This is a genomic window from Hymenobacter aquaticus, from assembly GCF_004765605.1.
In the GTDB taxonomy this organism is placed as follows: domain Bacteria; phylum Bacteroidota; class Bacteroidia; order Cytophagales; family Hymenobacteraceae; genus Hymenobacter; species Hymenobacter aquaticus.
This window is the reverse complement of sequence record NZ_SRLC01000001.1, coordinates 2,226,606-2,243,156: the sequence shown is the minus strand read 5'-3', so window position 1 is coordinate 2,243,156 and position 16,551 is coordinate 2,226,606. Positions and strand designations below refer to the sequence as shown.

General features: G+C 61.2%; 13 protein-coding genes and 1 tRNA gene. 8 read left to right on the top strand and 6 right to left on the bottom strand.

Going from position 1 to position 16,551, the window contains the following annotated elements:
* Positions 1-49: 49 nt before the first annotated feature.
* Complete coding sequence (locus tag E5K00_RS09225) at positions 50-1,147, bottom strand: prenyltransferase/squalene oxidase repeat-containing protein (protein ID WP_135462929.1); 1,098 nt, start codon at positions 1,145-1,147, stop codon at positions 50-52.
* 296 nt (positions 1,148-1,443) lie between these two features.
* Between E5K00_RS09225 and E5K00_RS09220 the strand changes: the two genes are divergently transcribed.
* Positions 1,444-2,493, top strand: a complete 1,050-nt coding sequence (locus tag E5K00_RS09220; protein ID WP_135462928.1) for a UbiA family prenyltransferase — start codon at positions 1,444-1,446, stop codon at positions 2,491-2,493.
* On the opposite strand, the gene E5K00_RS09215 is transcribed toward E5K00_RS09220, so the two are convergent.
* On the bottom strand, positions 2,490-3,695 hold the full coding sequence (locus tag E5K00_RS09215; protein ID WP_167856817.1) for a glycosyltransferase family 4 protein: 1,206 nt from the start codon (positions 3,693-3,695) through the stop codon (positions 2,490-2,492). The two genes, E5K00_RS09220 and E5K00_RS09215, sit on opposite strands and share 4 nt — an antisense overlap.
* A 302-nt stretch (positions 3,696-3,997) precedes the next feature.
* On the opposite strand from E5K00_RS09215, the gene E5K00_RS09210 reads away from it, so the two are divergent.
* The 3 genes from E5K00_RS09210 to E5K00_RS09200 are packed head-to-tail and all read left to right on the top strand — an operon-like array spanning position 3,998 to position 9,236.
* Positions 3,998-5,395, top strand: coding sequence for a patatin-like phospholipase family protein (locus E5K00_RS09210; protein WP_135462926.1), 1,398 nt, complete (start codon positions 3,998-4,000; stop codon positions 5,393-5,395).
* A 24-nt stretch (positions 5,396-5,419) separates the two neighbouring features.
* Positions 5,420-7,591, top strand: coding sequence for a gluzincin family metallopeptidase (locus E5K00_RS09205; RefSeq protein ID WP_135462925.1), 2,172 nt, complete (start codon positions 5,420-5,422; stop codon positions 7,589-7,591).
* Between the two features lie 13 nt (positions 7,592-7,604).
* On the top strand, positions 7,605-9,236 hold the full coding sequence (locus E5K00_RS09200; RefSeq protein ID WP_135462924.1) for a hypothetical protein: 1,632 nt from the start codon (positions 7,605-7,607) through the stop codon (positions 9,234-9,236).
* 113 nt (positions 9,237-9,349) lie between these two features.
* Here E5K00_RS09200 and E5K00_RS09195 read toward each other — a convergent pair.
* From E5K00_RS09195 to E5K00_RS09180, 4 genes are all read right to left on the bottom strand, one after another.
* Positions 9,350-9,434: transfer RNA gene (locus E5K00_RS09195), tRNA-Leu, on the bottom strand.
* An 18-nt stretch (positions 9,435-9,452) separates the two neighbouring features.
* Positions 9,453-9,989 carry a Fe-S protein assembly co-chaperone HscB gene (hscB, locus tag E5K00_RS09190; protein ID WP_135462923.1) on the bottom strand — a complete coding sequence of 179 codons (537 nt, stop codon included), beginning with the start codon at positions 9,987-9,989 and terminating at the stop codon, positions 9,453-9,455.
* Entirely contained in the window at positions 9,989-10,309 is a 321-nt protein-coding gene (locus E5K00_RS09185; protein ID WP_135462922.1) for a putative quinol monooxygenase, read from the bottom strand. The genes hscB and E5K00_RS09185 overlap by 1 nt, the downstream gene beginning before the upstream one ends.
* A gap of 130 nt (positions 10,310-10,439) precedes the next feature.
* Positions 10,440-11,210: an SAM hydrolase/SAM-dependent halogenase family protein gene (locus E5K00_RS09180; protein WP_135462921.1), complete on the bottom strand. Its 771-nt coding sequence runs from the start codon at positions 11,208-11,210 to the stop codon at positions 10,440-10,442.
* Positions 11,211-11,344: 134 nt separating this feature from the next.
* On the opposite strand from E5K00_RS09180, the gene E5K00_RS09175 reads away from it, so the two are divergent.
* From E5K00_RS09175 to E5K00_RS09160, 4 genes are all read left to right on the top strand, one after another.
* On the top strand, positions 11,345-12,457 hold the full coding sequence (locus E5K00_RS09175) for a PhoH family protein (protein ID WP_135462920.1): 1,113 nt from the start codon (positions 11,345-11,347) through the stop codon (positions 12,455-12,457).
* 115 nt (positions 12,458-12,572) lie between these two features.
* Positions 12,573-13,013 (top strand): GNAT family N-acetyltransferase, encoded by a 441-nt coding sequence (locus E5K00_RS09170; RefSeq protein WP_135462919.1) that lies wholly within the window; start codon positions 12,573-12,575, stop codon positions 13,011-13,013.
* A gap of 168 nt (positions 13,014-13,181) precedes the next feature.
* Positions 13,182-15,452, top strand: coding sequence for a ComEC/Rec2 family competence protein (locus tag E5K00_RS09165; RefSeq protein WP_135462918.1), 2,271 nt, complete (start codon positions 13,182-13,184; stop codon positions 15,450-15,452).
* Between the two features lie 139 nt (positions 15,453-15,591).
* Positions 15,592-16,404: an enoyl-CoA hydratase/isomerase family protein gene (locus E5K00_RS09160; RefSeq protein ID WP_135462917.1), complete on the top strand. Its 813-nt coding sequence runs from the start codon at positions 15,592-15,594 to the stop codon at positions 16,402-16,404.
* The last annotated feature ends 147 nt before the right edge of the window (positions 16,405-16,551 follow it).

The window sequence follows — 16,551 nt, the reverse complement described above, 5'->3', positions numbered from 1 at the left end:
CAGCTCGGTGCGGGGGCTTTTCTATGGGTAAATTCGTGGTGGCGTAACTCTATTTCGGTTCGTTAGTTCCGCCGGCCAGCGCCTGGTAGCGCACCAGGGCTTCGAGGCAGAAGGCCGTAGTGAGTTCCTCCGAGCCCCAGCCCAGCAGGCGCTTGGGGCCGCCGTAGTAGAGCAGCCAGCGGGGCCACTCGCCATGCTCGCCCTGGGTTTGCTGAATGTAGCGCACGGCCGGGACCAGCTCGGCCGGGTAGCTGCCCAGGTTCAGCAGGCTGCACACGGCCCAGGCGGTATCGGCCAGGGTTTCGCCCAGGCGGCCGTCGGGTTTGGCCTGGGCCAGAATCCGGTCGATGATGGGCTGGCGCATGGGCTCCAGCTGCGTGATGCCGGCGTGGTAGCAGCGCGTGAACGAGTAGTACACGAAAAACGGGTCGAGGTACCACAGGTCGCAGGTGCCTTCCTGCTTTTGGGCAATGATGCGCAGCAGGAAGGCAATAACCGGCTGCGTCTCGGGAATGTCGCCCAGGTAATACAGGGCATTGGCGTTGACCACGCCATCCACGTCGTTGCGGCTGGCTTCCACCCCGCGCCAGAACAGCAGGCTTTTCACCGGGTGCAGCAGCTCGCGGGCCGCCACCCGCCAGAACGTGCGGTTGGGCACCCAGCGCAGGCGCAGCAGAAACCAGGAGTAAAACAGCCCCTCGTCGTTGCGGTTGGCCAAAATCAGCGGCACGTTGGTCGGGACCGGGCAGGCAACGCCCCGCGCCCGCAGCACCGCCGACACGCAGGCCGTGTCGTCGATGTCGAGCGGGCAGAGGTGGCGCAGGTGGTGCAGGTTGGTAAAATGATTCCACAGGCCGCCGTGGTTCATCTGGTTGCGCATAAACTCGGTGGCCTGGCTCAGCATTTCATCCGCCAGGGCGCTTTGCTTTTCGGCGTGCAGCAGGCAATGCGCCACCAGGGCCGTGGGAAACACGGCGCTGTCGGCGTAGCGCCAGCCCTGCATGGGCAGCTCGAGGGCGCAATACACGGCAAACTGCCCGTCGGCCAGCTGGCGCCGGTGCAGATAGGTCAGAGCCCGCTCAATAGCCGGGTTGAGGTCGGAGGGCGCGGAAGCGACGGGGGCCAAGGGAAGCGGTTCAGGTTGCATGATACGGCAGGGAAGAACTAAGAAAACGGAGACGGATATCAGGCACAATAGATAAGAAAAGCAGCTTAGCCGGTAGGCGGGCGAAACAGGGGGCTAAGGCGTTTTGAACTTCTGCCAGAAGTATTGTGCTCTACAAATACAGGGCGCAATCTTACGTATTATTTTAGGAAGAATTAAAGTGAGAGTGTCGAGTTGTGGCCGATAATTGTAAATTATTTCTTTACTTTGTACAAAATAAAGAGCTGCGGCTTATCGGCAACGGTCCGTCATTCTTATCTTAGCTACAATTTAGTACAATGGCACGAGTACAAGCTCCGGCTGCCTTGGGTTTCAGTGGTCAGTTAGCTGAAATAGCCCGGGTGCAGGATTGGTGGAGTTGCAAGTTTTCGCCGGTTCTGGCTACGTTTTACGCTTCTGCCTGCCTGGCCGGCGTAACGGTGTGGCCTTTGCTGCCCAAGCTGCTGCTGCTGCTGCTGAGTCTCACGGTGGGGGCCACCTACGTCAGCGTCATCAACGACTGGACTGACCAGGCCGACGACCAGGCCGGCGGTAAATACAACCGGGTGGCCAACAAGCCCACCGTTTTCCCGATGGCGCTGCTGGTGCTCTGCCTGGGCACGGGCTTGGTGCTGGGCGTGTACTTCTGGCACACCAGCCCGCTCAGTGGCATGCTGTACCTGGGCTCGTGGGTGGCGTTTTCCTGTTATTCCCTGCCCCCCATCCGGCTGAAAAAGCGGGGCCTGGCCGGGGTTCTGTCCGATGCCTCGGGCTCCCACCTGTTTCCCCAGCTGCTCACCGTTTCCCTGGTTTCGGCCTGGACCAGCCATCCGCTGCCGGGCCTGTGGTATGCCGCCGTGGGCGTGTGGGCCCTGGCCTGCGGCATCCGGAACATCTTGCTGCACCAGCTCGACGACGTGGAGGCCGATGCGCAGGCCGGCGTCAGTACCTGGGTGAGCTTGCGTGGCACCCGCTTTGCCCAGCGTTTCGGGCAATACGTGGTGTTTCCAATTGAAGTGCTGGCCTTTGGCACCATGCTGGTGCTGAGCCAGCAGATCTGGCCGGTGCTGCTGCTGGGCGTGTATGCCGCCATGGAAGCCTTTAAGTGGCGCCTCTGGAGCAGTCCGCCCCGGGTGCTCCAGCCCAATTCCCGCATCCTGCTGGGCGAGTACTACGAGGTGTTCTACCCCCTGGCCTTCGTGCTGGTCCTGAGCCTGCGCCACCCCATCGATGGGTGGGTGCTGGCCTTGCACCTGCTGCTATTCGGTCTGCGCTTCTGGCAAACCGTGTACCTCTTTGGTTGGGCCGGCTCGCTGGTTGTGCGCAAAGTAATGAGCCGCCTGGCCTAGCTGGCGCTAACGGCCACCAGATTCAGCAGTTTCTGCGCCAGCAGCCGCGGGGCATCTATCGGCACAGAGGCCCGGGCCTGCCGGGCGGCCTCGGCTCCGAGCTGCGGCCAAGCTGCCCGGGCTGCCCAGGCCCGCTCCAGGGCTTCATCGAGGGCCGGCACGGTAGCGGCGGCGGCCAGAAACCCGGTTACTTCGTCGGTCAGCAGCTCGGCGATGCCGCCGGCATTGGCCGCAATAGTGGGCCGCCCCGACAGCATGGCCTCGACCAAAGCCAGGGGCAGGCCCTCGTGGCGGGAGGGCAATATCAGCGCGTGGTGGCTGCGCCAGATGCCCGCCACGTCGGAGGTATGGCCGCCGAAGCTCACCTTGTCCTGCAAGTTCAGAAAGGCAATCATCTCCTGAATAGCGGCCTCATCCGGGCCATCCCCGAACAGGGTAACGTGCACGGCCCGTTGCCGCCACTTCGGCTGCGCCAGCACCTGCAAAAGCAGATCCTGGCCTTTGTCGGGCACGTGCAGGCGGGCCACGCATGCCAGCTGCACCACCTCGGTAGCAGTAGGAGCGGGCCACGCCAGTTCTCCCGCGAAGGGTACGTTGTAGGGGTTCCAGACCACCTCCGCCTCCGGCAGCCGCATACCCAGCTGCAGCTCCGTCAGCTCCAGGTTGTGGCGCGACACGAAGTAGCACCGCTGGGCCAGCCGGTAGATTTCCTGCACCAGGCCCCGTTCCAGGTCGGGGGGTAGAAAAAAGTCAATGGCTTTCTGCGACAACAGCACGTAGGGCAGGCCCATGCTGCGGCACACGTCGGCCAGCACAAACCCGTCGTAGTTGGAGCCCTGCGAAATAACGGTGAGCTGGGGCTCCAGGGCGCGCAGGCCCCGCGTGAGCAGCTGCTGGCTGATTTTGCGCCAGGTATACTGCCGGCGGTAGGGCAGCAGCCGGTTGGTGATGCGCTTGCGTAGCGTCACGGCCGGCGTAAGGTCGGTAATGGGGCAGCCGGCCACGCGCAGGGCTACCAGGCGAGGGTGGTTGGCATTCACATTGGTTTTGAAGGCCCGCACCGTATGGCCTGCCCGGGCCAGCAGCAGCGCCGTGCCGGACCACAGTTCTTCACTGCCTCCCCATTCGCCGGAGCAGGAACTAACAAACGCAATACGCAAAGGCGAAGCAGCAGCGGTGGCTGTGACGACGGAATGGGTCACGAAATGGGTAAGCACACAGATGTAAACAAGAAAGCAGGATAACAGACTAGCTCCTCCTGCCGCCAAAAAGCAAAAATTCAAGAGGCTATATCCTTCAAATATACGGCTACCCGGCGGAAGCGGGAAACCCTTTCTGCTGTTTCAACGCCAGTTTTCCGCGCCCGGTGGCCGTTGCGTGCTCTGGGCGGGCATTTGCCGGGTAATACAGTGGTAGTACTGATGTTTACTAGCAGCAGGATACGCAAATTAGCCTCCGGATCTTGTCCGAAGTCAGCCTCCGTCACAGGTTCATTTCCGCTCGTATGACGACTACCTCCAACTACCCTCATGCCCTGGGGCTGGCCCTGTCGGGGGGCGGCTACCGGGCGGCCGCTTTCCACCTGGGCACCCTCCGCAAGTTGCACGAGCTGGGCATTCTGCCGCACGTAGAGGTGCTGTCGACCATTTCCGGCGGCTCCATCACGGGGGCGGCTTACTGCCTGAATGGCCAAACCGATTACCCCGCGTTTCACGCGCGGATGCACGCCGCCCTCCGGCAGAAAAGCGTGATTGGGTACGTGCTACGCTCGGCCTGGTTTATCCGCGGCTTGGCCGTCGTCGCCGCTTTTCTGGTGGCGGCGGGGTGGCTGCTGTTTAGTCGGTACGCACCCTGGGCGGTGCTGGTGCTGGCGGGCTTAGTGGCCGTGCTGCTCCGCTACCAGTTCGCGCTGTTCCCGATCAGCCAGGAAATCGAGCGGGCCTACGACCAGTTCTTTTTTCAGGGCGCCACCTTGGCCCAGCTGCCCGCGCGGCCTTTGATGGCCATTGGCTCGTCGAATCTGCAGACGGGGCGGCCCTTCACGTTTTCGCAAACGCGCATGGGCGACTCGGCCTACACGGCAGTGCGCAGCCACACTTACCACTATGGCCTGCCGCCGGTGCGCTTCGTGACCACCGGGTTTCCGGTGGCCCGGGCCGTTATGGCTTCTTCCTGCGTCCCGTTTGCCTTTACCCCAGTACGCATCGCCCGAACCTTTTTCCAGCAGCCGACGCGGAATTCCGAGGTGGTGCCCCAGCTCATCGACGGCGGCGTGTATGATAACCAGGGAATTCAGAAGATAACCCAGCCCGGCAGCGGCTACGAGTGCCGCACCGTTATCAGCTCCGACGCCGGGGCCGGACTGCCCGACGACGAGGCCTACACCAACACCATCGGGGTGCTGGTCCGCACCGTGGATTTGTTCATGAACCGCATCAAGAACGTGCAGATGAGCGTCAACCTCTACCGCAACGTGGAGCTGGCCGACCGGCCGATTGCCTTCCTGTCGTTGGGCTGGCGGCTGGCCAACTGCATCCCGGGCTTCGTGGATAACTGCCTGCGGGGCGACGTGCTGCCCGAGGTGCTGCTAGCCCACGGCTTCGACTCACAAGGGTGGCAGGAAGTGCTGGAGCGCTACCGCCAGCCCGGACAGGCCGAACAGGTCCGCGCCTGGCTGATTGAGCGCACCGAGCAGCAAATAGGCTATGCCGAGCTGGCCGCCCGCGACCTGACCGACGCGGCCTGGAACATTGCCCGCACCACGCCCACCAACCTGACGCCCTTAACCGACGCTCAGCTCGAGGGGCTGATCCGGCAGGGCGAAAACCTCACGGAGCTGCAGGTAAAGCTCTATTGCCCGCACTTGCTCCAAGTTTCCAGCCCGGCCCCGGTTCTGGCCTGACTACTTCCTCAACTACTCTATTGTATGTCGACCAACCATATCAACCTGACCAAGCGCCCCGCCTTCCGCAAGCTGCGGGCCTACAGCTTCGACCCATCCCTGTCGTTGCGCATGGACACGGTCGACATCAACAACATCACCTATAAGCTCGACTGGGAGCACCTGGAGCCCGGCCCGGTAGGCGAGTACCTGGAGGTGATTGACTACGACCCGACCGTAAAGCGCTTCTACAAGCCCGTAGACCTACGCGACCGGTACATCGTGGCCCAGGATGGGCTGGAGCCCAGTGAAAGCAACCCGCAGTTTCACCAGCAGATGGTGTACGCGGTGGCCATGACAACCATCAAGAACTTCGAAAATGCGCTGGGCCGCAAGGTGCTCTGGAGTGCGCGCCGCACCATTGGCGGCAAGCAGTACGAGGGCTTTGTGCGGCGGCTGCGGGTGTATCCGCACGCCCTGCGCGACGCCAATGCCTTTTACAGCCCCTTGAAAAAAGCCTTACTCTTTGGCTATTTCTCGTCTGCGCCGGCCGACGAAACCATGCTCATGCCCGATTCGCTGGTGTTTACCTGCCTGAGCCACGACATCATTGCCCACGAGCTGACCCACGCCCTGCTCGACGGCATGCACTACTACTATAACGAGGCCTCGAACCCCGACGTGCTGGCATTTCACGAAGCCTTTGCCGACATCGTGGCCCTGTTTCAGCACTTTACCTTTCCCGAAGTGCTCAAGCACCAGATTGCCCGCACCCGCGGCGACCTATCGTCGCAGAATCTGCTGGGCGAGCTGGCGCAGCAGTTTGGCTCGGCCATCGGCGGCTACGGCAGCCTGCGCGACGCCATTGGCGAGCGGGACCCGGAAACCGGCAAATGGCGGCCCAAGGAGCCCAACGGCGACGACTACCGCCTGGTGCAGGAGCCGCACGCGCGGGGCAGCATCCTGGTGGCGGCGGTGTTCGAAGCCTTCCTCTCAATCTACAAAAACCGCATTGCCGACCTGCTGCGCATTGCCTCGGGCGGCACCGGGGTGCTGCCCCAGGGCAATCTGCACCCCGACCTGGTAAACCGCCTGGCGAATGAGGCTGCCAAGTCGGCCAACCATGTGCTGAACATGTGTATCCGGGCCCTGGACTATTGTCCGCCGGTGGATATTACCTTCGGGGAGTACCTACGCGCCATCATTACGGCCGACGTGGACCTGGTACGCGACGATGAGCAAGATTACCGCTTGGCCTTTATCGACGCTTTTCGCCGGCGCGGCATCTACCCCACGGGCATCAAGACCCTGAGCGTGGAAAGCCTGCAGTATAAGCTCTGGAACTTGGGAGTCGACAAGCCGCGGCCCGACCAAAATGGTGAAAGCAAAATCGTGCAGATGGACAGCACCGGCGACACGCACACCTTCGAGGTCGACAAAGACACGCACGAGCTGCTGACCACGATTAACAACTTCCTGCGCGACTACGCCAACGAGATTCAGTACGTGAAAGACCGCGGCGACATTTACGACGTAACCCGTAAATATATTGCCGGGGCGTATTCCAAGCAGATGGAAACCAGTGAGATGACCGGCCTGCACGCGCGCATCAAATCCAAGTTTGGGGCTTCCATGCACTTCTCCCGCCTCACGGGCCTGGTCTTCACCGCCAACCCCCTCGACGTGGGGGTGCATACGACCAACAGCGAAGGGTACACCGGCCCGTCTTTCCAGATCCAAAACCTGCGCCTCGTGAACCGCATCGGGCCCGACGGCACCCAAATCAACCACGTGGTATTCTCCCTGACCCAGCGCAGCGGGGTGCTGATCCGGATGGTCTCGTACGACAGCAACGGACAACGAACGGCCGCGGCCCCCAGCATCGAGGGCTATTATGATCTGACCAAGCCCTCGGTTGATGTCTCGCCCGGGATACAGGCCATGGAGTTTCGGGGCGGCTGTACCCTTATTTTCGACCTGGACACGCAAAAGCTGAAGTATGCCGTGTCGAAGCCGCTTATCGCCCGCCAGGACCTGGAAGACCAGATGGCCCGGCGTGTTCCCCAGATCGAGCTCAAAATTGACGTGGCCCGGGTAGTGCGCCAGTATCAATACCAATACGGGCAGGTAGGCCGCGACCATAATGCGTATTCGCTCTACTTTGGCGAGCAGCTGCACTGCCTCAGCGAGCCTTTTGCTTTCCTGCACCAGCACTAATCCGTACCGCATCATGGCTCATAATTCAGCTACCGCCGCCCGCATGGCCCAGGAGTTGGCAGAAGGAGAAATTCTGCTCCCGAAAAAGCCCACGCGGGTTGAAATTCGCATGTATTGCATGGGTACCGGCGACTGTTTTGGCCTGAAATTCTACGCCGGCCCGGAGCGCATCTTCACCATGATGATAGACTGCGGCAGCTGCGTCGGCGACGCCAACGACTTTCGCCCGTACGTGGAAAACCTGGCGACGTGGATCAAACATGACGCGGAGCCGGAGGGTAAAAACACCAGCGACCCAGAGCGGTGGGAGGGAGGCGTTATCGACTTGCTGGTCGTCACGCACGAGCACCAGGACCACGTCAATGGCTTTGCTAAGTGCGCCGACATTTTCGAGCAGCTGAAGATCCGGCAGGCGTGGTTTGCCTGGACGGAAAATCCGAAAGACCCCAGTGGGACGGCCCAGGATCTGCAGCATAAGCGGCTGCGGATGCGGGAAGGCTTTCAGAAAGCCCTGAACAAGGTCGACGATAACCGGAAGGCCATTGAAAAAGAGAATACGCAGGCCCTAGCGGCCCTGGAATCCCTGTTTATGGGGCTGGAAACCTTGGGAGAAATCAACCTCGACGAGAAAGGAAGCCCGCCCGGTAAGCCCTTGGCCGGCATGGTATCCATCAAGAAGCTGGTCACGAACAATCCGGATACCGTGGTGCGCTACCTGAGCCCGGGCACCTCGCTGTCGTTTCCGCAACTCCCCGACGTCAAGTTTCACGTGCTCGGTCCCCCACTCGACAAGAAATACATCTATAAGGACGGGCGCGAAGGAAAAGACGTCCACAAGCGGCATTTCTCCATTGGGGAAGGTATTTTGGCCATGAACACCTTTGCCAACCTGAACTCCGACGAGGCATATGCCGACTTGCCTTTCGGGCGGGAATACGTAGTCGACGAAAAGGCGCTGACCAACGCCGACATCAAGAAAGCCGCCGACAATATGCAGGAGTACCTGAAAAAGGTCAGAACGCTGCTCAACGCATACAACGGCGTACAAGAGAGCGGCCAAGAAGATGCCGACGACGAAAAATGGCGGCAGATTGAAAACGAGTGGCTGTATACGGCCGGTTCACTGGCCATTCGGCTAAACTCGCACATCAACAACACCAGCCTGGCACTGGCCATCGAAACGGGCAAAAACGGCAAGGTACTCCTGCTACCCGGCGACGCTGAGTACGGCAGCTGGGAAAGCTGGCACATGATAGAAAAGTGGGCCGGCGCCGGCCCCAACGGAAAACACTTCGTGGAAGACCTGCTCAACCGCACCGTTTTCTACAAGGTGAGTCATCACCTGAGCTACAACGGCACTCCCCTGGACAAGGGTATCAAGCTGATGAGCAACCCCAGTCTGACCACGATGGTAACGCTGGACCGCACGCGCATCTCGTCGCGGTGGAAAACAACGATGCCCAACAGCCCGCTGCTCAGTGAGCTCATCGAGCGGTGCGAGGGCCGCTGCATCATTATGAATGAGAACGACATCGTCAACCCGCCCTCGGACACGGTTTCTCTCGCCTCCCTGCCCGACTACGCCCAGCACGCCCCTAACAAAACCGCCCAAGTGCTCTGGAAGCAGTACACCGTGCGGCTATAGGGAGGTTTGGCTACGATAGTAAATCATACCCGAGGGTATGGAAGGCAAAAAGCCTGAAAAACTGCTTCTGTCACCAGATGTGCAGCTTTTCAGGCTTTTTCAATTTGTACTCTTGGTACCCAGAGCCGGGGTCGAACCGGCACATCTTTCGATATCGGTGTTTGAGACCGACGCGTCTACCGATTCCGCCATCTGGGCTTCACTCGTTCCCTCAACTCAGGAACGGGTTGCAAACTTAGCGAGACTTTCGTGAATACGCAACAAATACCGCTTTTTGAGATAATACGTGCGGATTTGTTGTAAGGCCTGGGGGCGCACGTCCACCGGTAAGCCCTCATAGCCAGCCAGAACCGACGCAATGCCCGCGTCGAGGGTGGCGGTCAGGTCTTGGGTTTCCTGGGTTACGCGCTGCACGATGGCCGGGTCGGGCTCAAACTCCAGCTCCATTAGCTGCTCGTTCAGGTCCATCACCTCCATCAGAAAATCCGGGGGCAGCTCCTGCTTGCCTTCTTCCAGCAAACCGTGGCGGCCCAGGATATAGGCCATGCGCAGGTCGGGGTCGGTGAGGGTGCGGTAGGCATTGGTGTTCACCGTGGCCAGCTGCAGAATTTCCTGCTGCCGCTCGGGGCTGGCCGTGGCGTGAAAATCGGGGTGATATTCGCGGCTCAGCGCGTAGTATTTGCTTTTCAGGGCCGCCGCGTCGGGCTGGAAGGTTTCCGGTAGGCCGTAAAATTCGAAGTAGTCAGTACGCATTAGGTGGTCGGGAGGGCAGGAGAGGATGAGTCCTGGCCCGCCGGGTATACGGAGAAAGCCAGGGGCGGAGCCGCAAACAACGCCTTCGTTGCCGGCCACACCTGCCCAAATAAGGCCGAATGGCGGTAATTGTTTAGGTCGGTGGCCGAGTCCCAGCGGCTGTGGGTGCAGTACACATGGGGCAGGTCGGCGTCCTGCCAGAGCTCCAAGTGCCGGCAGCCGGGCATATTCCGGATTTTATTTTCCGAGTCTTGAAATATGGCCAGGAAATCGGCTACTTTTTCCGGCTGGAAAGTCATGCGCACGATACGAGTCAGCATCTGCTGGGGGCGAAAGTAGAAAAAGGAGCACTGACAGAATGACTATCAATACTTAACATAATAAATAAACAAGCCAAGAAAGTTCGTTTAAACCAGTTGAAGCCGGTTTTTAATAGCCGCCGCCAGTTGCTTACCCTTCCACCGGGAAGCGAATGTCCACCTGCGAATCGAAGTAGAGCCCGAGCAGCTCGGCGGCGTTGCCCTGGTTGACGCCGATGCACAGCCGGTCCTGGCTGTTGAAAATGCACACCGCGTCGCCGGGGTCGGCGGCCTGAAAGTGGGCGGCCACCTCGCGCACGGTTTCGCGGGCAAAGTGAATGGTGCAGGGCCGGCCGCGGCCAATAACTTCCAGCGCCGTGCGGCTGATGTTGGTAATCAGGTTGCCGTAGTGGTCCACGTGAATGACGTGGCCGGTAATGCGGTTGTCCTGCAGGCGCAGCTGTCGGTTCAGCAGCTGGTACGAGTCATGGGCCGCCGGGCCCAGATCGGCGAGCAGGCCGCCCTGGGCCAGGTGCACGGCGGCCGGGGCCAGAATGTCGCGGGTGGGGGAGGCGGTGGCCGCCGCCGGAATCTGCACCAGCTCCTCGGGCTTGCCGTCGGTGAGCAGGGTCAGCAGGCCGTTGTTGGCCGCCACGAAGTAGTGGTCCTCAAACAGGGCGGCTTGCCAGCTGCCCTTGCTGCCGCCGTGGTCATTGACGCCAACGAGGTGCACCGTGCCCTTCGGGAAGTCCCGAAATACCGAATCGAGAACGTGTAGGGCGTGCGCGATGTTAAAGGGTTCGACAGCGTGGCTGATGTCCAGAACCGGTTGGGTGGGCGCCAGCCGCATAATCCGGGCTTTCACCGCGGCCACGTAATGGTCGCGGTAGCCAAAGTCGGACAGAAACGTAATCAGCCCCATGCCGGAATTTCTCAGTTCTTCGTACTATTGTTTACCCTGCTCTAGGGGCGGCAAAAGTAGGCGATTTGGCCGGAATCAGCGTCCCTTTCGCCGGTAGTATTCTCTAACTCTCTCAGCTTAAAAGCACCTACAGTTTGGTCGAGAAAATCATCACGCTCGAAAACGTCTCTCTTGTCGACTTCCTCGGACCCGACAATCAGAACATCCGCCAGCTGGCCGCGGCCTTTCCCGGCAGCAAGATCATTTCGCGAGGCAACGAAATTAAGATTCAGGGGCAGACGCCCGTAATTGCCAGGATCAATGAAATCCTGTCGTCCCTGATCGAACATTACCACCAATTCGGGCAAATCACCGACAGAACCGTTTCCCAATACCTAGCCTCCGCCGATGACGAGCTGGAGGAGCGGCAGATTGCCATGACCTCGCCGGCCGACGTTATCGTGTTCGGAGCCAAAGGCGGGGTTATCAAGGCCAAAACGCCTAACCAGCAGAAGCTGGTAGACGCCGTCATGAAGAATGACCTCGTGTTTGCCCTCGGGCCGGCCGGTACCGGCAAAACCTATATTTCGGTGGCGCTGGCCGTGCGGGCCCTGAAAAACAAGGAGGTCAAGAAAATCATCATTTCGCGCCCCGTGGTGGAAGCCGGCGAAAGCCTGGGCTTTTTGCCCGGCGACATGAAGGAGAAGGTCGACCCCTACCTGCGGCCGATTTACGATGCCCTGGAAGACATGATTCCGGCTGAAAAGCTGAAATTCTACCAGGAAAACAAGATCATCGAAATTGCCCCGCTGGCCTACATGCGCGGCCGCACGCTCAACAACGCCTTCGTGCTGCTGGATGAGGCCCAGAACACGACGCCCTCCCAGCTGAAGATGTTCCTGACCCGCATGGGCCCCATGGCCAAGGTGATGGTGAACGGCGACCGGAGCCAGATTGACCTGCCCACCAAGCAGAAATCGGGCTTGATGCAGGCCCTGGACATTCTGAAGGACGTGCGCGGCATCGGCTTCGTGGAAATGAACGCCGACGACGTGGTACGCCACCGCCTGGTGAAGGAAATCGTGGTGGCCTACGACCGGCACGACGCCAACGAGCAGCGCGACCAGGCCAACCGACCCGTGCGCGAGGCCCGGCCCTACCGCTCCTCCAACCCCGCGCAGGCCCCCGACCCGGCCAAGCACCCCGACGCCCGGCCCGAAAACGACGGCATGAGCAACCTGCCGGTAAACCACGAGCAGCAGCTCTAAGCTGTTGATCTGAACCGCTACAAGAACCACCGGCCCCGTCGGTGGTTCTTTTGGTTTAGAGCCGCCGGCTTTACTTTGTACTTCCACTTCCGCCTGCTCCAGGCTTTTTACCCCTATGATTACTGCTGAGCCCGTTTCCGACCTGCGTGACCTCGACGCCGCCTTTACTATCCGCGAAACCGTGTTTGTGCACGAGCAGGGCGTGCCGGCCGAGGCCGAATACGACGTGCACGACCGCACCGACGCGCGCCACTACTTGGCTCGTGCTGCCGACGGCACGCCCTGCGGAGCCGCCCGCTGGCGCGTCACCGAGAATGGCGTCAAGCTGGAGCGCTTCGCCGTGCTGGCCGCTTTTCGCAACCAGGCCGTCGGTAGTGCCCTGCTGAAGCGGGTGCTGGAAGATGTGCGGGATGCTCATCCCAACGCCACCGTGTACCTGAACGCCCAGCTGCGCGCCATTCCGTTCTACGAGCGGCACGGCTTCGTGAAAGTCGGGGAGCAGTTCACGGAGTGCGACATTGAGCACTTTAAAATGGAGTGGCAAAAGCCCTTGTAGACGCCGCCACCGGGCTGTGTACCCTCAGAAGCCCTTTCTTCCGCCGAGCCGGGAGGAAGGGCTTTTTGCTGCTTGTTTGGTCACGGAAGCGCGGTTTTGTGCCAGATTTTGTGCAGCTTACCCGGCAGTTAGCTAGAGTGGTTTAGGGTATTTTATCAAGGTGAATAGATGATACGGTGGGCTCCCTACGCGTTTGTGCGGCTGTTTCTGGCTTTGGCGGCCGGGATATTAACGTACCTGTACTTCGGGGCTGCCCTGCCCGATTTGCGCTGGGCCCTGGCGGGTTTCACCCTGCTGTTTATGGCCGTGCAAACCTGGGCCAGCCGCCAGCCCACCCCCGGCCCGACGGACGCGGCCGGCTTGCTGGCCATGCTTTGCCTGTTTGGGGCCGGCCTCACGCTGACCCAGCAAGCCACCGAAAAACGCCAGGCCGAGCACCTGAGCCAGCTTTCCGGGCCCATCGAGTTTTACCGGGCCGTGGTCGACGACTACACCGTGGCCCGGCCCGCCACCTACGCTACTACCGTGCGGGTATCGGCCGTGCGCATTTCGGGCCGGTGGCGGGCGGCGTTGGGCGGCATCCGCGTGTCGGTGCCCCGCGACTCGGGCGTGGCCGCGCCCCGCTACGGCGACGTGTGGCTGGTGCGCGGCGGTCCGGCCCCGGCCAAGGCCCCGCTCAACCCCGGTGAGTTCGACTACCGCCGCTACCTGAGCTACCACCAGATTTACCACCAGCAGTTCATTCACGCCGACCAATACCGGCAGATTGCGTTTCAGCCACCCTCGACCCTGATAGCCGTGAGCATGCGGGCCGCGCGGGTTTTGGACGGTGTTTTTCGGCAGTACGTGCGGCAGAAGCGCGAGTATGCCCTGGCGTCGGCCCTGGTGCTGGGCATCAAGGACGATGTGGACCAGGATACCAAGCAGGCCTACGCCGACACCGGCACCACGCACATCATGGCCGTGTCGGGGTTGCAGGTGGGCCTGCTGTTTGGGGCCGTGACGTGGCTGCTGGGGCGGCTGCCGGGCCGGCGCGGGCCCTTGTTTCAGCTTACCACGGCGGCGCTGGGCCTGGCGACCATCTGGAGCTACGCCTTCCTGACGGGCCTCTCGGCCTCGGTGCTGCGGGCGGCCGTGATGTTCACCTTTATTATTCTGGCCCGGGCCACCGGGCGGCAGAGCACTATGTACAATACGCTGGCCGTGGCCGCCTTCTGCCTGCTCTGCTACGACCCGTACCTGCTGGCCGACGTGGGCTTTCAGCTGTCCTTTCTGGCCGTGCTCAGCATCGTGTACCTGCAACCGCAGATTGCGGCTTTGCTCGATTTCAACGACCAGGCCGCCGCCCGCATCCGGCCCTGGCAACCGAAGCTGGTGCAGTGGCTCTGGCGCAAGGTCGGCTGGCTGGCCGACTGGATCTGGCAGGCTACGGCCCTGTCGTTGGCGGCCCAGGTAGCTACCTTTCCCCTGGGGCTGTACTATTTCCACCAGTTTCCGCTCAGCTTCCTGGCTTCCAACCTCGTGGCGGTACCCATTTCCTCGCTGGCCGTCTATGTGGGCCTCGTGTTGCTGGTCGCCAAGGCGGTGGTGGCCTTGTGCGGGCTGTTTGTGCCGGCCACGTTGCTGGCCTGGCTGGAGTGGCTGCCCAAAAGCATTGCCTGGGTGTTTGAAAAGATGATTCTGGCCTTCAACGAATACATCTTCTGGATTGGCCGCACCATGCCCAGCGCCCTGATCCGCGACGTGCACGTAACCACGCTTCAGGTCTGGCTGCTGTTTGCCATTATTCTGGCGCTGCTCACCTTTCTGGCCGTGAAGCGCCTGCCCTGGCTGGGCCTGGCTTGTTGCCTGGCGGCCCTGTGTGCCGGCAGCAACGTGTGGGCGGCCCACGCCCTCACCACCGACGAACAGCTGGTTGTCTACAGCATTCCGCGCCGCTCGGTGTGCGGATTCTGGCAGGGGGCCGTGGCGCACATCGTCACCGTCGACTCGCTGCCGCTGTCCGAAACCGAGCGGACGTACCGTATCGTGCCGGGTATTATTCAGCGCGAGGCCCGGCAGGTAACCTATCATACCGGCTGGCAGCGCGCCGCCGTGCCCACGGCCCAGCCCGTGCCCCACGTTACGGTGGCCGTGTGGCGCGGTATCCGGCTGGCTTTCGTGGCGGGCCGGGTCGATAGCGCCCGGCAGGCCCGGCCCGTGGACGTGGTGGTGCTCCGGCGCAATGCCTGGGTGAAAACCAGCGACTTAGCGCAGCTATTCGGCAAAAAAGCGCGGATTATTTTCGATTCTTCCTGCAAGTCGTGGTACGTGGCCCGGCAGGATTCTTTGCTGCAAGCGGCTGGCTTTCAGACGCATGATGTTACCCGGCAAGGGGCGTTCATCATTCGCCCGCGCCCGCTGGTAGGCGCCACAGCCGCGCTGGTCGAAACCGAATAGGCGCGTTATTCGCTATATAGTTTATTTAGAGCACCATTTTTGTTACGTTTGGTTACCGCCGACCTCACGCTGTTTTCGCCGGACGCTGCTTTGTTTTCTCGCGTCCGGTTCCGCCTCTAACCGCCTTGCAACGACTGTCATGGATAATATGCCTACCCAGGAGCTGGAAGCGCTGCGCTACATTCGCTACGAAGCGCGCGACGCCATTGGCTACATCACCCTGAACCGCCCCGAGAAGCGCAATGCCCTGAGCTACGACGTGGTGTCGGAGCTGAAGGAAGCGTTTGAGTTTGCCGAAGAAGATGAGTCCTGCAAAGTAATCGTGCTGCGGGCCGAAGGCGCGGTCTTCTGCGCCGGCGCCGACCTGGGCTACATTCAGGAGCTGCAGGGCTTTGGCTACACTGATAACCTGGCCGACTCCACTCACCTGATGCAGCTGTTTCACCAGATTTACACCCTGAAAAAGGTGGTTATCGGGCAGGTGCAGGGTCACGCTTTGGCCGGCGGCTGCGGCCTGGCCACCATCTGCGACTTTGCCTTTGCCGTGCCCGAAGCCAAGTTTGGCTATACCGAGGTGAAAATTGGCTTTCTGCCCGCCATCGTCAGCGTGTTTCTGGTGCGCAAGATAGGGGAGGCCCGCACCAAGCAGCTGCTGCTCACCGGCGACGTGATTTCGGCGCAGGTGGCGGCCGAGTTTGGCCTGGTTAATTTCCTGGTGCCCAAGGAAGAGCTGGCCGAGAAGGTCTACGCCTTTGCCCGCCGCCTGTGCGTCGAAAACTCCGGGCAGAGCATGGAGCTGACCAAGGAGATGCTGGCCCGCATCCCGGAAATGCCCCTGGAAGACAGCCTGCGCTATGCCGCCCAGATGAATGCCGAGGCCCGCGGCTCCCTGGACTGCCGCCGGGGCATCGCCGCTTTTCTCAATAAGGAGAAAATTACCTGGGACAACTAAGGCCGCCCCGATTCATTGGCCGCGCGGCGGCCATAACTACCACGACGGGATTGTATTAGCAGGAATGTTCTGGCTGTGAAGTCAGAACATTTTTGCCTTAAACGCACTTTCTCATTCGTATACGCTCCCTGCTCCGATTTCCCACCT

Bases quoted from the DNA above. Each gene is read 5' to 3' on its own strand.
- E5K00_RS09225 (WP_135462929.1), bottom strand. From the start codon at position 1,147: ATGCAACCTGAACCGCTTCCCTTGGCCCCCGTCGCTTCCGCGCCCTCC.
- E5K00_RS09220 (WP_135462928.1), top strand. From the start codon at position 1,444: ATGGCACGAGTACAAGCTCCGGCTGCCTTGGGTTTCAGTGGTCAGTTA.
- E5K00_RS09210 (WP_135462926.1), top strand. From the start codon at position 3,998: ATGACGACTACCTCCAACTACCCTCATGCCCTGGGGCTGGCCCTGTCG.
- E5K00_RS09205 (WP_135462925.1), top strand. From the start codon at position 5,420: ATGTCGACCAACCATATCAACCTGACCAAGCGCCCCGCCTTCCGCAAG.
- E5K00_RS09200 (WP_135462924.1), top strand. From the start codon at position 7,605: ATGGCTCATAATTCAGCTACCGCCGCCCGCATGGCCCAGGAGTTGGCA.
- hscB (WP_135462923.1), bottom strand. From the start codon at position 9,989: ATGCGTACTGACTACTTCGAATTTTACGGCCTACCGGAAACCTTCCAG.
- E5K00_RS09185 (WP_135462922.1), bottom strand. From the start codon at position 10,309: ATGCTGACTCGTATCGTGCGCATGACTTTCCAGCCGGAAAAAGTAGCC.
- E5K00_RS09180 (WP_135462921.1), bottom strand. From the start codon at position 11,210: ATGGGGCTGATTACGTTTCTGTCCGACTTTGGCTACCGCGACCATTAC.
- E5K00_RS09170 (WP_135462919.1), top strand. From the start codon at position 12,573: ATGATTACTGCTGAGCCCGTTTCCGACCTGCGTGACCTCGACGCCGCC.
- E5K00_RS09165 (WP_135462918.1), top strand. From the start codon at position 13,182: ATGATACGGTGGGCTCCCTACGCGTTTGTGCGGCTGTTTCTGGCTTTG.
- E5K00_RS09160 (WP_135462917.1), top strand. From the start codon at position 15,592: ATGGATAATATGCCTACCCAGGAGCTGGAAGCGCTGCGCTACATTCGC.